Here is a 15,175-nt window from a genome sequence, read left to right on the forward strand (position 1 = left end):
AACCGACGCCGGGACATAGGCGAGACCGGTACCCCGTCGGGGCACCGGTCTCGGTCACATCCTGTGGGACGCGCTCAGTCAGGGGGCGTCGTAGACGACGACCTGCTCGCTCTTCGAGGGGGCATTGGCGGACGGCGTCACGGCAGAGATGCCACCGACGACGGCGACGAGGGCCAGCACGACGCCGGTGATCACCGAGGCGAGGGAAGTCATCATGGCCGCGAGCGTAGCAGACCCGCTGGTAACTTACGGCGCAGAACGCGCCCGACACCATGGCCGAGAAGCACGACAACGGTCAGGAGGGACAACACCCATCCGACCGGACCGGCCCACCCCTCCGCACGCTCCTGTGGGCCTCGGGAACCGGTGTCGACGACGAGCAGGTTCGGGCCGTCGACGACGACGCTGCCCGCCCGCCGCACCGCCGCGACGTCGAGCGGCAGTCCGGTGTCCAGCTCCGCGGCCAGGTACCGCACACCCTCACGTCGCAGCGCCTCGACGGGTGCGACACCCTCCGCGATCCGCTGCGAGACCTGCGCGGCCCGCCCGCTCTCCCCCGCCACTGACCGCGTCCGCAGTGGCAGCGAGTCGTCGAAGAGCACCTGCTGGTCGATGATCCGAGGCGCCAGCGTCAGCGAGACCCGGCTGTCGTTCCACCCGTATCGACGGTACTGGTTCCACGGGAGCAGGCCCACGTCTCCTCGCGGCAGCGCGGAGATCTCGGCAGCCGCCGACCGGTAGTCCCGGGGCACGGTCACCGCGTCGAGGCGACCGCCGATGCCCCACGCCATCTGCGGCGAGAGGAGGACGACGAGGCCGATGAGACCCACACCCACAGGTGCGGCGACGGTGGAGGGCGCCGCCACGGCGACCCGGTCGACGAGGAGACCAACGCCCAGGGCGATGGCGACCACCCAGACGGCCAACAACTTCTGGCTGTCGCGCAGCGCCCCTCCACCCGGCAGGTCCGTGACCAAAACAGTCCACAGACCACGAGTGAACGGCAGCACGCTCAGACCGACGAGAACGACGGCCACGACCACCGGCACAGCCAGAAGGATCCTCCGGCTACGACGGAGTGCGAGAACCAGACAGGTCATCGCTGCGACGGCGAGCACCGCAGCGAGAGTCGCTATGAGGACGGACGCACGGGGGGCCGGGTGCGATGCGCTGTTCCAGAAGCCGCCCCCGCTGATCATCGACCCCCACACCCCCAGCGGCGTGTCCGCAGCAGGCACGAAAGCTGCTGCTCCACCTCGGGATGTCTGCGCACCAGCCGCCACGGAGGGCAGGACCCACACGGCGGAGACTCCGAGGGTCACGACGGTCGTCAGCGCGAGGACCCGCACAGCCAGCCAGGACCGGTGGAGAGCCACCGCAGCACCGGCCAGCGGGATCACTGCCAGCGCGACGATGACGACCGTGTTGACCCCGCCCAGGCCCGCAACGACGAGAGGCGGCCCAACGGCATACACGCTGCCCGTCCTCTCGATGGCCCGCAGGGTGGCGCGCAGCGCCCACGGAAGGACCGCCAACCCAAGGACCACCACCCACTGTCCGATGACGAGCCGCTCGGAGACGAAGGGGTTCCACACGGCGGCCACGGCGCACGCACATCGGGCGAGCACCCCGGCGCGTGGCGCCAGCTCGTCGAGCAGCGCGACCGCCCCCGCAGCCGCCCCGACAAGGATGCCGAGAAGGACCACGGTCTGGGCCACACCGGCTCCGAGGACCTTGCCGAGCAGGACGGCGAACGCGTCGCTGGGGACGACCCGGGGCGCCGGTGTGTCCTGACCGAGCACGAACGGCGTCCAGCGCGGGACAGGGGACCACGGCATGTCATAGGCGATGACGACGCCAGGCCCCAGGGTCGGGCCCAGGATGACGAGGGCCTGGACCACCGCGACCACCGCAGGGACCCAGCGCCTCAGTGCCCCCGTGCTCACCGCGAGATCGAGGCCTTCGCGGCGCCCATCCCGTAGGCGACCCCCTCAGCCACCCGGAGCCCGCCGAGCGCAACCGCATGGATCGGGTCACCCGCAAGAAGCGGAAGTCCTCGGGCATAGGCCTTCACGGTCGCGATCCCCTGTGCACGGATGGCACCGGGCTGCGCGTCGTTGTATGCCGGCAGCGACTGGCCGTAGTAGTAACGCTTGCGCATGACGTCGCCGAAGGTGAGCCGACCCTCGTCGTGCAGGATCGGGGTGTCGATGTGCGTCATCGGCGCGTTGATCCGCAGGAGGCGCATGCGCAGGTCGGCGTCCTCCTGACCAGCGACGGTGAGGACGAAGCCGCCGTGCGCCTCGAAGAAGTCACGGCGGATCAGCCGTGGAGCCTCGATCATCTCCACCCCCACGTAGCACCTACGCTCCAGCGACCGACAGGCCGTGAGGAAGCCCTCCCCTACGGTCTCCTCGGGGATGAAGACCGCGGTGCTGCCGGTGCGCTCAGCCGCGAGGACGGCGTCCTCGACCACGTGGGGCGTGAGCACCATGTCGGCGTCGATCCACAGCACGTAGTCACCGGTGGCCCGTTCGATGCCGAGATTGCGCTGGGCACTGCGCTCCGGACCCGCCTGCACCGCGATGTCCGCAAACTGATGAGCGATGTCGAAGGTGCGGTCGTCGCTGAAGTTGTCGACCACGACGAGCTCGGTGGCCTCCCAGCTCTGACCCACGATGGAACGCAGGCAGCGTTCCATCGTCCGCTCGACGTTCTTCGTGGGGACGACCACGGACACGACAGGTCGACTGGTCAACGTGGATTCCTCACGGTCATGCCCTCCCACCTCGGACGGCCGCTGACGACTATGCCTCATGGTCCACGGATTCTCTGACGGTCCACCTAAGATCTTCCCGGTTCCTACTCAGGAGTAGACGTGAGAGCACAGCTGCCCCACCGTCCGGCCCTCGACGGCGTGCGCGCCATCGCGGTGATCGTCGTCCTGCTCTACCACGGCGGGGTGCGCTCGCTGCCCGGTGGCTTCCTCGGCGTCGATGTCTTCTTCGTGCTCTCTGGCTTCCTCATCACTAGCCTCCTCATCACCGAGTGGTCGGCGCGCGGCCGGCTCGATGTCGCGACCTTCTGGTTCCGCCGGGCTCGCCGGCTGCTCCCTGCTCTCGTCCTCGTGCTCGTCGTCGTCGCCGCGTATGCCGCCTGGATGGCTCCCGACGTCACGCGCGAGCGCCTGCGCGGAGACATGCTGTCGACCCTCTTCTACGTCGCCAACTGGCAGTTCGTCGTCAACGGCGTGTCCTACTTCGAGCAGTACGCCACTCCCAGCCCGCTTCTCCACACGTGGTCGCTCGCCATCGAGGAGCAGTTCTATCTCGTGTGGCCGTTGGTCGTCGTCCTGCTCGGGCGCTTCGTCGCCAAGGGTTCGAAGGAGCGGGCCCCACTCGTGGTCGCCGCCGTCTGCGCAGCGGCGGCGGTCGTCTCGGCCGGGGTGATGTTCGCTCTGTACGAGCCGGGGATCGACGCCTCGCGGGTCTACTACGGCACGGACACGCGAGCGCAGGCCCTGCTCGTGGGCGCCGCTGCCGCCGGCCTCGTCGCCTCCCGCGGGTGGTGGCACGACCGGCACGGCTCTGGGGCACGACTGGCGGCCGGCCTGGGGGTCGTGGGTCTTGTGGGGGTCGGGGCCCTTGCAGCGTTCGCCTCGGACAGCGCCCCGTGGATGTATCGCGGTGGCTTCCTCCTTGGCGCCCTGGTGGCTGCGGCACTGGTGGTGTCGGTCGCCCACCCGAGCACCCACCCCGTGACGCGCCTGCTGTCCTTCGCTCCGCTTCGCTGGATCGGCCTCGCGTCCTATGGCATCTACCTGTGGCACTGGGTCGTCTTCGTCATCCTGACACCGGAGCGCACGGGTGCGGAGGGCGCGGCCCTGCTTGGGGTGCGGCTGGCCGTGACCCTGCTGATGGCGACGGTGTCCTACGTCTTCGTCGAGAAGCCGATCCGCGAGTGGCGTCCACGCCGGGGCCAGGCGGGATGGAGCCGTCGGGTCGTCGGTGTCGTCGGGTCCGCCCTGGCCGTCAGCGTGGTGGCCACCGTGCTCAGCACGGGGGCCCGTGCCGCACGTCCCGAGCTGTCGTCGGATGACCTCCTCAGCTCGGCTCAGCCGTCGGGGGCGGCCCCGGCCGGCCCCCCGTTGTCCGTCTTCCTGCTCGGCGACAGCGTCGCCTGGTACATGCACACCAAGCACCGTCCGGACCCTGCCCTGGGCCTGGACGTCTCCGGCCTGACCAAGCTCGGCTGCGGCGGACAGTTCCCCGGGGCGCAGGTGGTCTTCGGCCGCAGCCAGCCGATCCACCCCAGCTGCAAGGACTGGCCGGCCGAGTGGCGCGAGGCCGTCAAACGCGTGGGACCCCAGATCTCGGTGATGATGCCCGGGAACGGCGAGCTGTTCGACCACGAGGACGCCGACGGTGAGGACATCGAGTTCGGGTCGTCGGCCTACCGGGAGGCTCTCATCGACTGGATGGACTCCACCACGACCGAGCTGGGCCGGAGCTCCCAGTCAGTCGCCATCACGACCATCCCCTGCTACCGGAAGCCGAACACCGGCCTGGACGACAACTACCGGATCGTCAACGACGAGGAGCGCCAGGACTGGCTCAACGGTGTCATCCGGGAGTTCGTGCGCACGCACCCAGAGGTGCAGCTTCTCGATCTTCGTGGAGCCGTCTGCCCGGGGGGACGCTACGCGGAGGTCGTGGACGGCGTGACACTGAGATTCGACGGGGTCCACTGGTCACCCGAGGGCAGCGCCTGGGTGTGGCGCTGGATGGCTGGGCAGCTACGGGCGATGGACGAGCAGGGTCAGCGCCGCTAGGACCTCAGGTGTGCCAGATGACGAGGTGCCCTTAGTTCTCGGACCGGTCGGACCTCAGCACCCTGCGTGCCGGCGGCCTGTCGGTGGTGTCGGCCAGGGGCCGGTCGGTGCCTCCGCGACGTAGAGCAGTCCGGACGCCAGCGGCACGATGCGTCGTGACACTGCGCGGTCGAACCTGTCGAGCGGTGGCGGGAAGAAGGTCGGCACACCCTCCCGGCGTGTGACGGCGAAGCCATAGCGTTCGAGGATCTCGTGAAGCGCCCTGTGCGTGAAGACCTTGAGGTGCCCCTGCACCTGGTTCCCCTGACCCAGGACCCGGTGCTTGCGTCCCAGGGCGATCTCACTGCTGGTCTCGGTCCCCAGGGGCTGGACGCCGAGCGGCACGAGGACGCGGTTGGCCCAGGAGACCATGTTGGGCGTGGAGATGATGAGGGTGCCACCGGGGACGAGGACCCGACGGATCTCTCGCAGGAAGCCATCGGGGTCAGGCACGTGCTCGATGATCTCGCCGGCCACGACGCACTCGAACGTCGCATCCTCGAACGGCAGTGTCTGGGTCACGTCCCCCCGGGCGTAGTCCCATCGCTCGCTCGCCACGTCGTCATAGACGTCCACCCCGGTGAGACCGGTCAGTCCGACGTCGGCGAGACGGTCGAGCAGAAATCCACGCCCGCAGCCGATGTCGAGCAGCGACGGGGGCCGGAGCCCCGACGCCAGGTCGATGATCCGACGCAGCCGGGGGTCCACCCGCGAGATGTAGGTGACGTTGCCCTGGTAGTACTGCTCGAAAGTCATGCTCGGAACCTTCCGGTCTCTCGGGTGGGCGTCGTGTCCCGGGGTTCCGAGACTTCGCCCTCGTCGTCGACGGCGTCGTCGTCGCTCTCCGGCTGGTCACGTCGTGACCCTCCGGCAGCGACGTAGCACCCACCGGCCAGGAACAGGACTGACAGGGTCGTGCCCCCGATGGCAAGGGCCTTCTGGCGCTCCGGGAGCAGCCCACAGGTGCCACGCACGAAAGGGTCGGTCGTGGGGTCGAGGGCCGTGCCGCACCTGATCAGCGCGCCGTCCGACCCCTCGGTGCCGATGGGCGTGAAGAGCGCGGCGACCGACAGAGCCATGGCCGGTAGGGCAAGTGGGGCCACGACGGCCAAGCCGCGCACGAGTGGCGCTCCCGACAACCACGGAACGATGAGCTCACTCAGCAGGAGAAGCAGCGCGGCCGCCGCGAGCAGGGCATAGGCGAAGAGTCGCGCCTCCGAGACGTCGGCGCCACAGATGGCTCGGGCGAGGTTGCCCGGCATCGGAGAGGCCGGCGATCCGCAACCGAACGGCTGCAAGTTTTTGCCGGGCACACTCATGGGTGCGAGCCAGACGAGGAGAGCCCCGCCGAAGAGCAGAAGTGTGGCGACCCGGAGCAGCCGGATCGGCCAGTCGAGGGTTGTGCCGACCGAGGTCATCGTTGGTCCCTTTCCAGCGAAGATACGTCGAACCAGGCCGCGACGCAGAGCATCCAGATCGCCAGACCACCGATCTGGTGGGCAGCCGTGTTGTCCTGCAGTCGGGTCGACGGCAGGTCGAGCGGAATACTAGAGCCGAAGAGCCACACGACCGGGACGGCCATGAGCAGGAACACGGTCGCGGTGGCCAGGATCCGACGTTCCGGAGCGACGGCACGGTCACACAGCAGCAGGCCCCCCGCACCGACAGCGGCCCATCCGCCCACCGTGGCCCAGACGAGACCAGTGACGGCAGCGCACCCCAAGGCGGTGCGAAGACCGGAAGGTGACAACGCCTTCATACCGGCTTCACCGCCACACCCCGGGCAGCATGCCTGGCGGAGCTGCGTGTCCGCGAGCGTCTCGTCCACGCCCCTGAACCCAGCAGGCCAAGACAGAGGACGAAGGCAGCAGCGGTCACCAGCCAGGCGGCCAGGGCGGCCTTCGCGGGAGCGTACGAGATATGGATGACGTCCCCGGGGGCAGCATCGACCCGCCACCCGGCGGCGAACGTGTCGATAACCAAGGGGCGGCCCAGACTCCTGTCACCGACGTGAGCCTCCCACCGCTCGTCGAACGACTGTCCGGAGGACACCAGGCAAGGCGAGCAGGCGCCCGTGATGCGGACATCCATCGATGAAGATCCGTGCGACACCACCTCGAGCCCGGGCGAGGCCCCCACAGCAACCTCTGGCCCCTTCGACGAGAGAAGGAGGTCATCGATCGCGAAGTCAGCCACCGAGCTCACCTCGTGGCGGCCCTCGCCCAGCTCGAAGTCGGGGTCACACGCGACGAAGGGCACCGCCTCGCCGTCGAGGAGCCGCGGCAGGGTCGCGCCGATGTCGGCGCGCAGGGGCCGGCCGTCGACCGAACCCACCACCGGGCAACGGTCCGGTGTCATCGAGGGGGGCGGGACACGGGGCAGCCCGATGTCCTCGATCCGCACGAAGCCGTCGCCGTCTCGCTCGGTGAGGAGGATGCGCACCCGACTCGCGTCGACCGGGGTCGGCAGCTGGACGCGTTGGGCGCCTGCGCCGAGCGCCACCTCGAACGGCTCGCCATCGTTGATCGAGACGAGAGCCTTGGTCGCCCGGGCACCCATGGCCTGCTGCGTGACGGTGAACGACGACAGGCGGCGCTCGGGAAACGTCAGGGTGATCCATTCGCCCACGACCGGATCGTTGGGCACCCAGGCGGTGGACCGGTCCGGTTCCCCTCCCAGGTCGTCGAAGGCCATCGATGCCCTGGCATCCGGATTGTTGAACACTCGCGAGCTCGACTCGGCCTGGATGTCCCCGCGCCGGCCCGACAGTGCGTCGATACGACCGTCCGCCACTCCGCCCGCCAACCGCACGGTTCCTGTTGCGCTGAACTGACGCTCGTCCGCGAGGGTGAACTCACGCTCGAGCCGGTGCTCCTCGGCACTCAGCCCGTTGGCATCGCCGACGCTGCGTCGCATGACCACATCGAGCGGAACATCGGCGGGGTCGAGTCCAGCCGCCCGGGCCGCACCGTCGACCCGGGCGACGGCGCGCCTCGGGAGGACCCCGACCTTGCGGACGTTCACGCCCGGGACGACGATCTCGGAGAAGCCGACAGGCCCGGCGTCGGCGCCGTCCACACCGGTCACCTCGATGGCGATCGACGACACGACGCCCGGTCCGAGGTCGACCGTCGTCGGGAACGTGTTCCAGCTCTCGAAGCTCACGTCCCGGGTCACAGGTTGCCCACCCATGGAGGCCGTGACCCGGGCCGAGGTGATGCGGTTGACTCCGCCCTGCATGGGGAACAACGAGATCCTCCCGACCTCACGCGGTTGCTTCAGCTGCACAAGGACCGAGTTCCCCACTCCGGAACCAAAGTTGCCGAACTGCCACCCCGTGGTGCGATCCCCGTCGAACGCCTGCGTGACCCCGCCCACAGCATGGGGACCGAAGAGCAGACCCTGGCCGGCGGAGGTGACCCGAGCATTCCCTCGCAGCACCGCGACCGTCTGGTCCGAGGAGTCGAAGAGGGCTCGGGTGGACCTGGGGTCCTCGTCGGCACCGAGCAGTGCCCCGCTCTGTGCCGGGTTGTGGTTGCTCGCCTCACGCCGGCCGTTGCTGTCGGTGAGAACAACCCGGCCCTCGTCGCTCAGGGCCTCCCCCAGCTCGGTGTCGCTGAGACTGCCCGTCAAGAGGATGCCCGGGTGGTCCCTGAGCAACCCAGCGCTCTGGAGGCTGGGCAGGGCACCACCGGCTCCGTCGACGACGAGACTCCCCCGGGCTGGCCGTGCGGCGGCCGACGTGCTGGGCACAGGTCCGACGACGGAGCGCACCGTCGCTGGGAAGGCGGCCCCATGTCCGGCCGCTTCGGGTCCGAAACCCTGGGGGGCGCTCAGGCCAGGGTCGGCATCGAGGGTGGACTCCACCCTGGCGCCGATGTCCCCGGTGTCACGGACGTCGTAGCGACCGACGATGTCGCCGGCGCCCACATAGGACGCGAGGCTCGAGACCGTCCCTTCGGGCAGCGTTCCCTGATGCAGCCGTGTGTCCACCCCTGCGAGCAGGTTGGACGCATAGCTGCCCCCCGAGGGCGAGGCACTGCGGAAGGCGAAAGGGCGCCGGAAGAGCGACGGGCCGATCTCGTCCGGACCGAAGTAGCCCCACGAGTACGCCGGTAGGCCCGTGCCCGGGACCATGAGCACGCGACTGTCGGCACCTCGCGAGTTGACGACGTCCGCGGCGTCGTTCCAGTACTTTGGCAGGTCCATCGGGACCTGGTAGAGGTCGCCGGTCAGTGCCGGGAAGACCGATCCGGCAACGACGGCTGCGGCGCCCAGCCCGGCGATGCCGCGAGCCCAGGTCGACCGCAGCCAGGGCATGAGCCCCATGACGCCAAGGCCGATCAGCACGGCCATCCCCAGCTCGAGGACAGCGCCAGCCTTGTTCGTCGTGCGGAAGGCGATGAGCCCGGGCACGTTCTCGATGGTCGCGCCCAGCGCTCGCCCCCACGGAGTCTGGTTGTCGTGGGGGAAGGAGCCCACCATGACAAGTGCCCCAGCGAGGACGGACACCGCGCCGAAGACGCGTGCGGGTGAGCGGCTCAGGCGGACGCCGAGGCCGGCGATGACCGGGCCACCGAAGGAGAGCAGGACGACCAGGGGGGCTAGCAGGTAGGAGACATGACCGGGATCGAACCAGCCGTTGCCATCGGCGCCGTAGAGGGTCCACATCCCCAGGCCCCGCAGAACCTCCGGGAAGGAGTTCGCCATGTTGATGGCTTCCAGGCTCTCGGTGCCGGCCGCGATCGAGCTGCCCACGGAGATGGCCATGATCGCTGGGACCAGCCAGTACGCCGAGAGCACCAGATAGGCCAGCCCTGTGCGAGCCACCAGCCACAGCACGTCACGCACTCTGCGCCGTTCGATGAGGCAGGCGTGGACGGTCACCGGCACGAGCACGATGAGCTGGATGAGCGGCACCACGCCGGCATTGATTCCGCTCATGCCAGCCAGAACCAGCGCCGCGGCGACCGCCCACCTCCACGTCGGGTTTCTGAACCCGCGGAGCCAGCACACGACGAGCCACGGCAGCAGCGCATAGGGCAGGAGCGTCGGGGTCGTGGCGCCTCCGACCAGGACGTACGGGTTCGCGGCGTAGGCGATGCCCGTGCCGATTGAGGCGACGTTCGCCCACCGAGGGGTGGCGCCCCGACCGAGCAGCTCACCGAGCAGGACGCGCGCTCCCCACGCAGCCAGCAGCAACAGGCTGATCCGCCAGATCCGCATGATCAACCAGGCCGGAAGGCCCACGAGATCGAACCCGGAGAAGACTGCAGCCACCAGGACGTTGCCCACGTTGAAGTTGGGCGTGCCCAGGTTCGGAGTGTCGAGCCACGCGGAGGCAAATCTCGCCGCCGTGCGCGCCGGCGCCAGGAAGATCTCCGGCTTGGTGTCCGGGGTGAGGACACCGAAGTCGTTGACCAGCACCACCACGGCCAACACTGCCGAGAGTGCAGACACCACCAAGGTAGTCGGAGTCAGGGAACCTCTGGCCCGGCGGCCCGCCCGTGACACTCGGCCCGTCGTCTTCACTTCTCTCCGAACGTCGGCTACTGGTTGGTACTAACATAACCGCCAATGACACCTCACCCTCGGCGACGTCGCACGGCTGCGGTCGCGCTGGGGATGGCCGCTCAGTCGACCGCCCTCGACGCTCGCACGTTGGGCCTAGCCGATCTGCCCATCGCTGCTCGCTGGCAGCTCCTCAGGTCCAAGGCCGTGGCGCTGGCCTCGCTGGCCCGAGGTGGACCGACCACGATGAGCGTCGGCGCCCTCCGGGTCGTGGTCGAGACCGCGAACGAGGTCGGCACCCTCCAGAGCAGCGTCTGTGACGTGCACGACGACGTCGCCCTGGAGGTCCTGGGTGGCGACCGCCCGGTCATCGTCGACGTCGGCGCGAACATCGGGCAGTTCTCGGCCGCGGTACTCCTCTTCGCCCCGACCGCTTCCATCCTGGCCATCGAGCCTGACCCCGACGTCCACGCACGCCTCGCAGCCGGCCTGGCGTCCGCGGCCAACGTCACGACGGTGTGCGCAGCAGCAGGTGCGGCGCACGCCATCCTGCCCCTCGGCCGGGCTGCGCTTCCCGTCATGTCGACCCTTCGGCGGGACGCACTGTCGGGGTACGACATCGTGGGCACGGTCGATGTCGCGGTGTCCCCTCTCGACGAGCTCGCCCGGGGCGTCGGCGCGGTCGACCTGCTGAAGATCGATGTCGAGGGGTTCGAGCTCGAGGTGCTGCAGGGTGCCCGAGAGCTCCTGCTGCGTTCGCGGTTCCTCCTCATCGAACTCGGTCTGGGGAGGGATCCGACACGGGCGAACCTCGATGTCCTCGAGTCGGTCCGCTCAGCCTGCCCGCGAGCCCGCGTCGTGAAGTTCGGTCGGCCACTGGGCGAGCGGCGCAGACCGCTGTGCCAAGACGTCCTGCTCGAGCTGTGGCCCGACTGACGGGTCGCGCCGGAAGCGTTGCCAGTCTCGGAGTGGGGGCCGTTGGTGCCGGCACCCTCCTGGCCAACGTCTTCGGCTACGGGCTGTTCCTCGTCCTCAACCGGGAGCTCGACCCTGACGACCTCGGCGCCGTCGCATCCCTGCTGAACCTCGTGATCATCGCGGGGGTCGCCGCCCTCTCGACCCAGCTGGTGAGTGCCTGGCGCGTCGCCCTCCAGCGCCCGGACGCCGAAGCAACGGCGCTGCGCACCGGTGCCGTGGTCGGGCTCATCATCACGGCCGTCGTCGCGCTCCTCACTCCCGTCATCGTGCCGTTGCTCCACCTCGACGGACCGCTTCCGGTCCTGCTCGTCGCCGCCTCCATGCTGCCGACCTGTCTCGCCGCCGCCGTGCAGGGCAGCCTCCAGGGCGCCGAACGCTTCGTGGCCCTGGGGACGGTCTATGCCGTCGCATCCGCGGCGCGCGCCGGCGGCGGCGCGCTCGCAGCGTGGCTCGGTTGGGGCGTCACCGGCGTCTTGGCGCTCACCGCAGTCGCTTCCTGGTTCCTGGCCCTGGGCCTCATGGCACTCGTCAGCGGTCACCTCGGTCGGGCCCTGCATCGGGACGTGCCCGTCCAGGTGCGACGGGTCCTCGCCGGCATGGCCGGGACCTCGGCACTGCTCGTCGCCTCGACCATCGACACCCCTGTCGCCCGCCACGTCCTCTCCGGCGATGACTCCGGTGCGTATGCCGTCCTCAGTCTCTTCGCGAAGGCCGCGTTCTGGGGTCCTGCGTTCCTCGCGACCGTGCTGTTCCCGCACATGTCCCGGTCCCGGGGCGCGCGGCCCCTGTTCGTCGCCTTCGGCGGGACCGCTGCCATCGTGGCCGCGGGTGTCACGTTCTCAGCCCTGCTGTCAGGGCCGCTCATCCGCGTCGTGGGCGGCACGGCATACACGCACCTGGCCGGTCTCGTGCCGGCCTTCACGGCGCTCGGCGGCGCGTGGGCGCTCGCGCAGGTGCTCGTGTTCTGGGGTGCGTCCCAGGGACGACACGTCGTCGGCTACCTCGTCTGGGTTGCCGTGGGGCTCGCGACGGGGGTCGTCGTGCTGTGGCGTCATGACACGGTCACGGACGTGGCGACGACGTTCCTGGTCGCGTCCCTCGTGGTCGCCGTGGTCGGGGTCGTGGTCAGTGTGCCGCGTCGTGCCAGCTCCGGCCGAGGCCCACGCTGACGTCGAGCGGCACGTCCATCTCGACGGCCCGGCCCATCTCGGCGCGCACGAGCGCCTCGACGTCGTCGCGCTCGCCCTCGGCGATCTCGAGCACGAGCTCGTCGTGGACCTGTAGGAGCATGCGCGAGCTCGCACCCGACTCCCGAAGCGCCCGGTCGACCCCGATCATCGCGAGCTTGATGATGTCGGCAGCAGAGCCCTGGATCGGGGCGTTGAGCGCCATCCGCTCGGCCATCTCACGCCGCTGTCGGTTGTCGCTGGACAGGTCCGGGAGGTAGCGACGGCGGCCGAGCATCGTCTGGGTGTAGCCGGTCCCCCGCGCCTGCCCCACGATCTCGCGCAGGTAGTCGCGCACCCCACCGAACCGCGCGAAGTACTCGTCCATGAGGCCTTGGGCCTCACCCGTCGAGATGGTCAGCTGCTTGGACAGCCCGAAGGCCGACAGGCCGTAGGCGAGGCCGTAGCTCATCGCCTTGACCTTGCTGCGCATCTCGGCCGTGACGTCCGCGGGCTCCACACCGAAGACGCGTGCACCGACGAAGCGGTGCAGGTCCTCACCGGTGCGGAACGCCTCGATGAGACCCTCGTCGCCGGAGAGGTGCGCCATGATCCGCATCTCGATCTGGCTGTAGTCAGCCGACATCAGCGACTCAGAACCGTCGCCCACGACGAAGACCTCGCGGATCCGTCGCCCCGCCTCGGTGCGGATCGGCACGTTCTGGAGGTTGGGGTCCGTCGACGACAACCGGCCGGTCGCGGCGATCGTCTGGATGTAGGTCGTGTGGATGCGCTGGTCCTCGGCCACCGACTTGATGAGCCCCTCGACCGTGACCCGCAGCCGCATGGCGTCGCGGTGGCGCAGCATGGCCTCGAGGAACGGGTGCTCGGTCTTGGCATAGAGGTCGGTGAGCGCGTCGGCGTCGGTCGTGTAGCCCGTCTTGGTCCGCCGAGTCTTGGGCAGGCCGAGCGTCTCGAAGAGCACCGTCTGGAGCTGTTTGGGTGAGCCGAGGTTGATCTCGTCGCCACCGATCGCGTCGTAGGCGTCGAGCTGCGCCTCACGCACCTTGGCGGCGAAGTCCGCCTCGAGCGCGGTGAGGGCGTCGACGTCGACGGCGATCCCCGTGCGCTCCATCGACCCGAGGATCCCCACGAGCGGGAGCTCGATGTCGCGCATCAGCTCGGTCCCACCGGTCGCCTCGAGCTGCTCACCGAGCGGCACGGACAGGTCGAGGACCGCACGCGCGCGCACCATCGCGTCCTGACCCTGGACGGCCTCGGCACTGTCCTCCATCGTCAGGTCGAGCATCCCCTGACCACCCGGCTGCTCCTCGGCCCTGAGCTCACGTCCGAGATGGCGGACGACGAGGTCGGCGAGGTCGAAGCTGCGCTGGTCGGGTTTGACGAGATAGGCCGCGAGGGCGGTGTCCATCGTCACGCCGCCCAGCGGCATACCCCGCGCCTGCAGCGCATGCATCGGGCCCTTGGCGTCGTGGAGGACCTTCGGACGCGAAGCGTCCGCCAGCCACTCGGCGAGCGCCCGCTCGCCGCTCTCGTCGAGCTCCACGACATCGATGTATGCCGCCGCGTCACCTGCCGTGGCCAGTGCCACTGCCGTCACGTCACCCGTGCCGCGACCCCACGCGCCGACGACGTGCACGCCGGTCGGCTCGGAGGTCGTGTGCTCGGCGAGCCACGGACCCAGCTCGGCGGACCCGAGCACCGACGCGTCGAGGTCGAAGCCGCCCTCGGCCTCGTCGGGAGTGGCGTCGAAGGTCTCGAAGAGCCGCTCGCGCAGGACGCGGAACTCGAGGCCGTCGAAGACCCTGTGGACCTCCTCGCGGTCCCAGTTCGCCCGCTCGAGCTCGGCGATCGTCACGGGCAGCGACAGGTCGCGCACGAGCTGGTTGAGACGGCGGTTGCGCAGGACGCCGTTGAGGTGCTCTCGCAGGGACTCTCCCGCCTTGCCCTTGATCTCGTCGGCATGGGCGACGACCCCCTGGAGGTCGCCGTAGAGACCGAGCCACTTGGCTGCGGTCTTGGGCCCGACCCCCGGGACACCCGGGAGGTTGTCGCTCGTCTCGCCGACGAGCGCGGCGAGGTCGCTGTAGCGCTCGGGCGACACGAGGTACTTGTCCTCGACGGCCTTGGGGTCCATCCGCCAGACGTCGGAGACGCCGCGCACCGGATAGATCAGCGAGACGTTGTCGGTCACGAGCTGGAAGGCGTCGCGGTCACCCGTGACGATGACGACCTCCATGCCCTCGGCCTCGGCCATCGTCGTCAGGGTCGCGATGACGTCGTCGGCCTCGAAGCCGTCGACCTGGACGTGCTTGATGCGCAGGGCGTCGAGCACCTCACGCACGAGCGCGACCTGGCCCTGGAACTCGCTCGGGGTCACCGACCGGGTGGCCTTGTACTCGGCGTACTCCTCCGAGCGGAAGGTCTGGCGGGACACGTCGAAGGCCACCGCGATGTGGGTGGGGGCCTCGTCGCGCAGGACGTTGATGAGCATCGAGGTGAAGCCGTAGACCCCGTTGGTGTGCTGACCGGTGCTCGTCGAGAAGTTCTCCACCGGGAGGGCGAAGAACGCGCGATAGGCAAGGGAATGACCGTCGAGGAGAAGGAGGCGACTCACGCGTGGCAGCCT

Annotated in this window: 11 protein-coding genes; 3 read left to right on the plus strand and 8 right to left on the minus strand. The window is 69.5% G+C overall.

Translation table 11 applies throughout. The annotated features are described in order from the left end of the window. Positions 1-78: 78 nt before the first annotated feature. From ACZZ98_RS18475 to ACZZ98_RS18485, 3 genes are read right to left on the minus strand one after another with little or no spacing between them, the layout of a single operon-like run. A complete protein-coding gene (locus tag ACZZ98_RS18475) occupies positions 79-216 on the minus strand; it encodes a hypothetical protein (protein ID WP_463517601.1) in 138 nt (45 codons plus the stop codon). Then, positions 213-1,946, minus strand: a complete 1,734-nt coding sequence (locus ACZZ98_RS18480; RefSeq protein WP_463517602.1) for an MmpA family trehalose lipid delivery protein — start codon at positions 1,944-1,946, stop codon at positions 213-215. The genes ACZZ98_RS18475 and ACZZ98_RS18480 overlap by 4 nt, the downstream gene beginning before the upstream one ends. Beyond that, positions 1,943-2,758: a glycosyltransferase family 2 protein gene (locus ACZZ98_RS18485; RefSeq protein WP_463517603.1), complete on the minus strand. Its 816-nt coding sequence runs from the start codon at positions 2,756-2,758 to the stop codon at positions 1,943-1,945. The genes ACZZ98_RS18480 and ACZZ98_RS18485 overlap by 4 nt, the downstream gene beginning before the upstream one ends. 120 nt (positions 2,759-2,878) lie before the next feature. Between ACZZ98_RS18485 and ACZZ98_RS18490 the strand changes: the two genes are divergently transcribed. Next, the gene (locus ACZZ98_RS18490) at positions 2,879-4,831 is read left to right on the plus strand and encodes an acyltransferase family protein (RefSeq protein WP_463517604.1); all 1,953 of its coding nucleotides are present in this window, start codon (positions 2,879-2,881) and stop codon (positions 4,829-4,831) included. 54 nt (positions 4,832-4,885) lie between these two features. On the opposite strand, the gene ACZZ98_RS18495 is transcribed toward ACZZ98_RS18490, so the two are convergent. Genes ACZZ98_RS18495 through ACZZ98_RS18510 form a run of 4 tightly spaced genes read right to left on the minus strand, consistent with a single transcriptional unit; the run spans position 4,886 to position 10,330 of the window. Continuing rightward, on the minus strand, positions 4,886-5,626 hold the full coding sequence (locus ACZZ98_RS18495; RefSeq protein WP_463517605.1) for a class I SAM-dependent methyltransferase: 741 nt from the start codon (positions 5,624-5,626) through the stop codon (positions 4,886-4,888). Next, the gene (locus tag ACZZ98_RS18500) at positions 5,623-6,288 is read right to left on the minus strand and encodes a hypothetical protein (RefSeq protein WP_463517606.1); all 666 of its coding nucleotides are present in this window, start codon (positions 6,286-6,288) and stop codon (positions 5,623-5,625) included. Before ACZZ98_RS18500 ends, ACZZ98_RS18495 begins: the two co-directional genes overlap by 4 nt. After that, entirely contained in the window at positions 6,285-6,629 is a 345-nt protein-coding gene (locus ACZZ98_RS18505) for a hypothetical protein (protein WP_463517607.1), read from the minus strand. Before ACZZ98_RS18505 ends, ACZZ98_RS18500 begins: the two co-directional genes overlap by 4 nt. Beyond that, complete coding sequence (locus ACZZ98_RS18510) at positions 6,626-10,330, minus strand: alpha-(1->3)-arabinofuranosyltransferase domain-containing protein (RefSeq protein WP_463517608.1); 3,705 nt, start codon at positions 10,328-10,330, stop codon at positions 6,626-6,628. Before ACZZ98_RS18510 ends, ACZZ98_RS18505 begins: the two co-directional genes overlap by 4 nt. A gap of 117 nt (positions 10,331-10,447) precedes the next feature. On the opposite strand from ACZZ98_RS18510, the gene ACZZ98_RS18515 reads away from it, so the two are divergent. Both ACZZ98_RS18515 and ACZZ98_RS18520 read left to right on the plus strand, forming a co-directional pair. Continuing rightward, positions 10,448-11,317, plus strand: a complete 870-nt coding sequence (locus tag ACZZ98_RS18515) for an FkbM family methyltransferase (protein ID WP_463517609.1) — start codon at positions 10,448-10,450, stop codon at positions 11,315-11,317. 32 nt (positions 11,318-11,349) lie between these two features. Then, positions 11,350-12,528 (plus strand): MATE family efflux transporter, encoded by a 1,179-nt coding sequence (locus ACZZ98_RS18520; RefSeq protein WP_463517610.1) that lies wholly within the window; start codon positions 11,350-11,352, stop codon positions 12,526-12,528. On the opposite strand, the gene polA is transcribed toward ACZZ98_RS18520, so the two are convergent. Beyond that, complete coding sequence (gene polA / locus ACZZ98_RS18525) at positions 12,485-15,163, minus strand: DNA polymerase I (protein WP_463517611.1); 2,679 nt, start codon at positions 15,161-15,163, stop codon at positions 12,485-12,487. The two genes, ACZZ98_RS18520 and polA, sit on opposite strands and share 44 nt — an antisense overlap. Positions 15,164-15,175: the final 12 nt, after the last annotated feature.

This window comes from Knoellia sp. AC549, assembly GCF_979258975.1.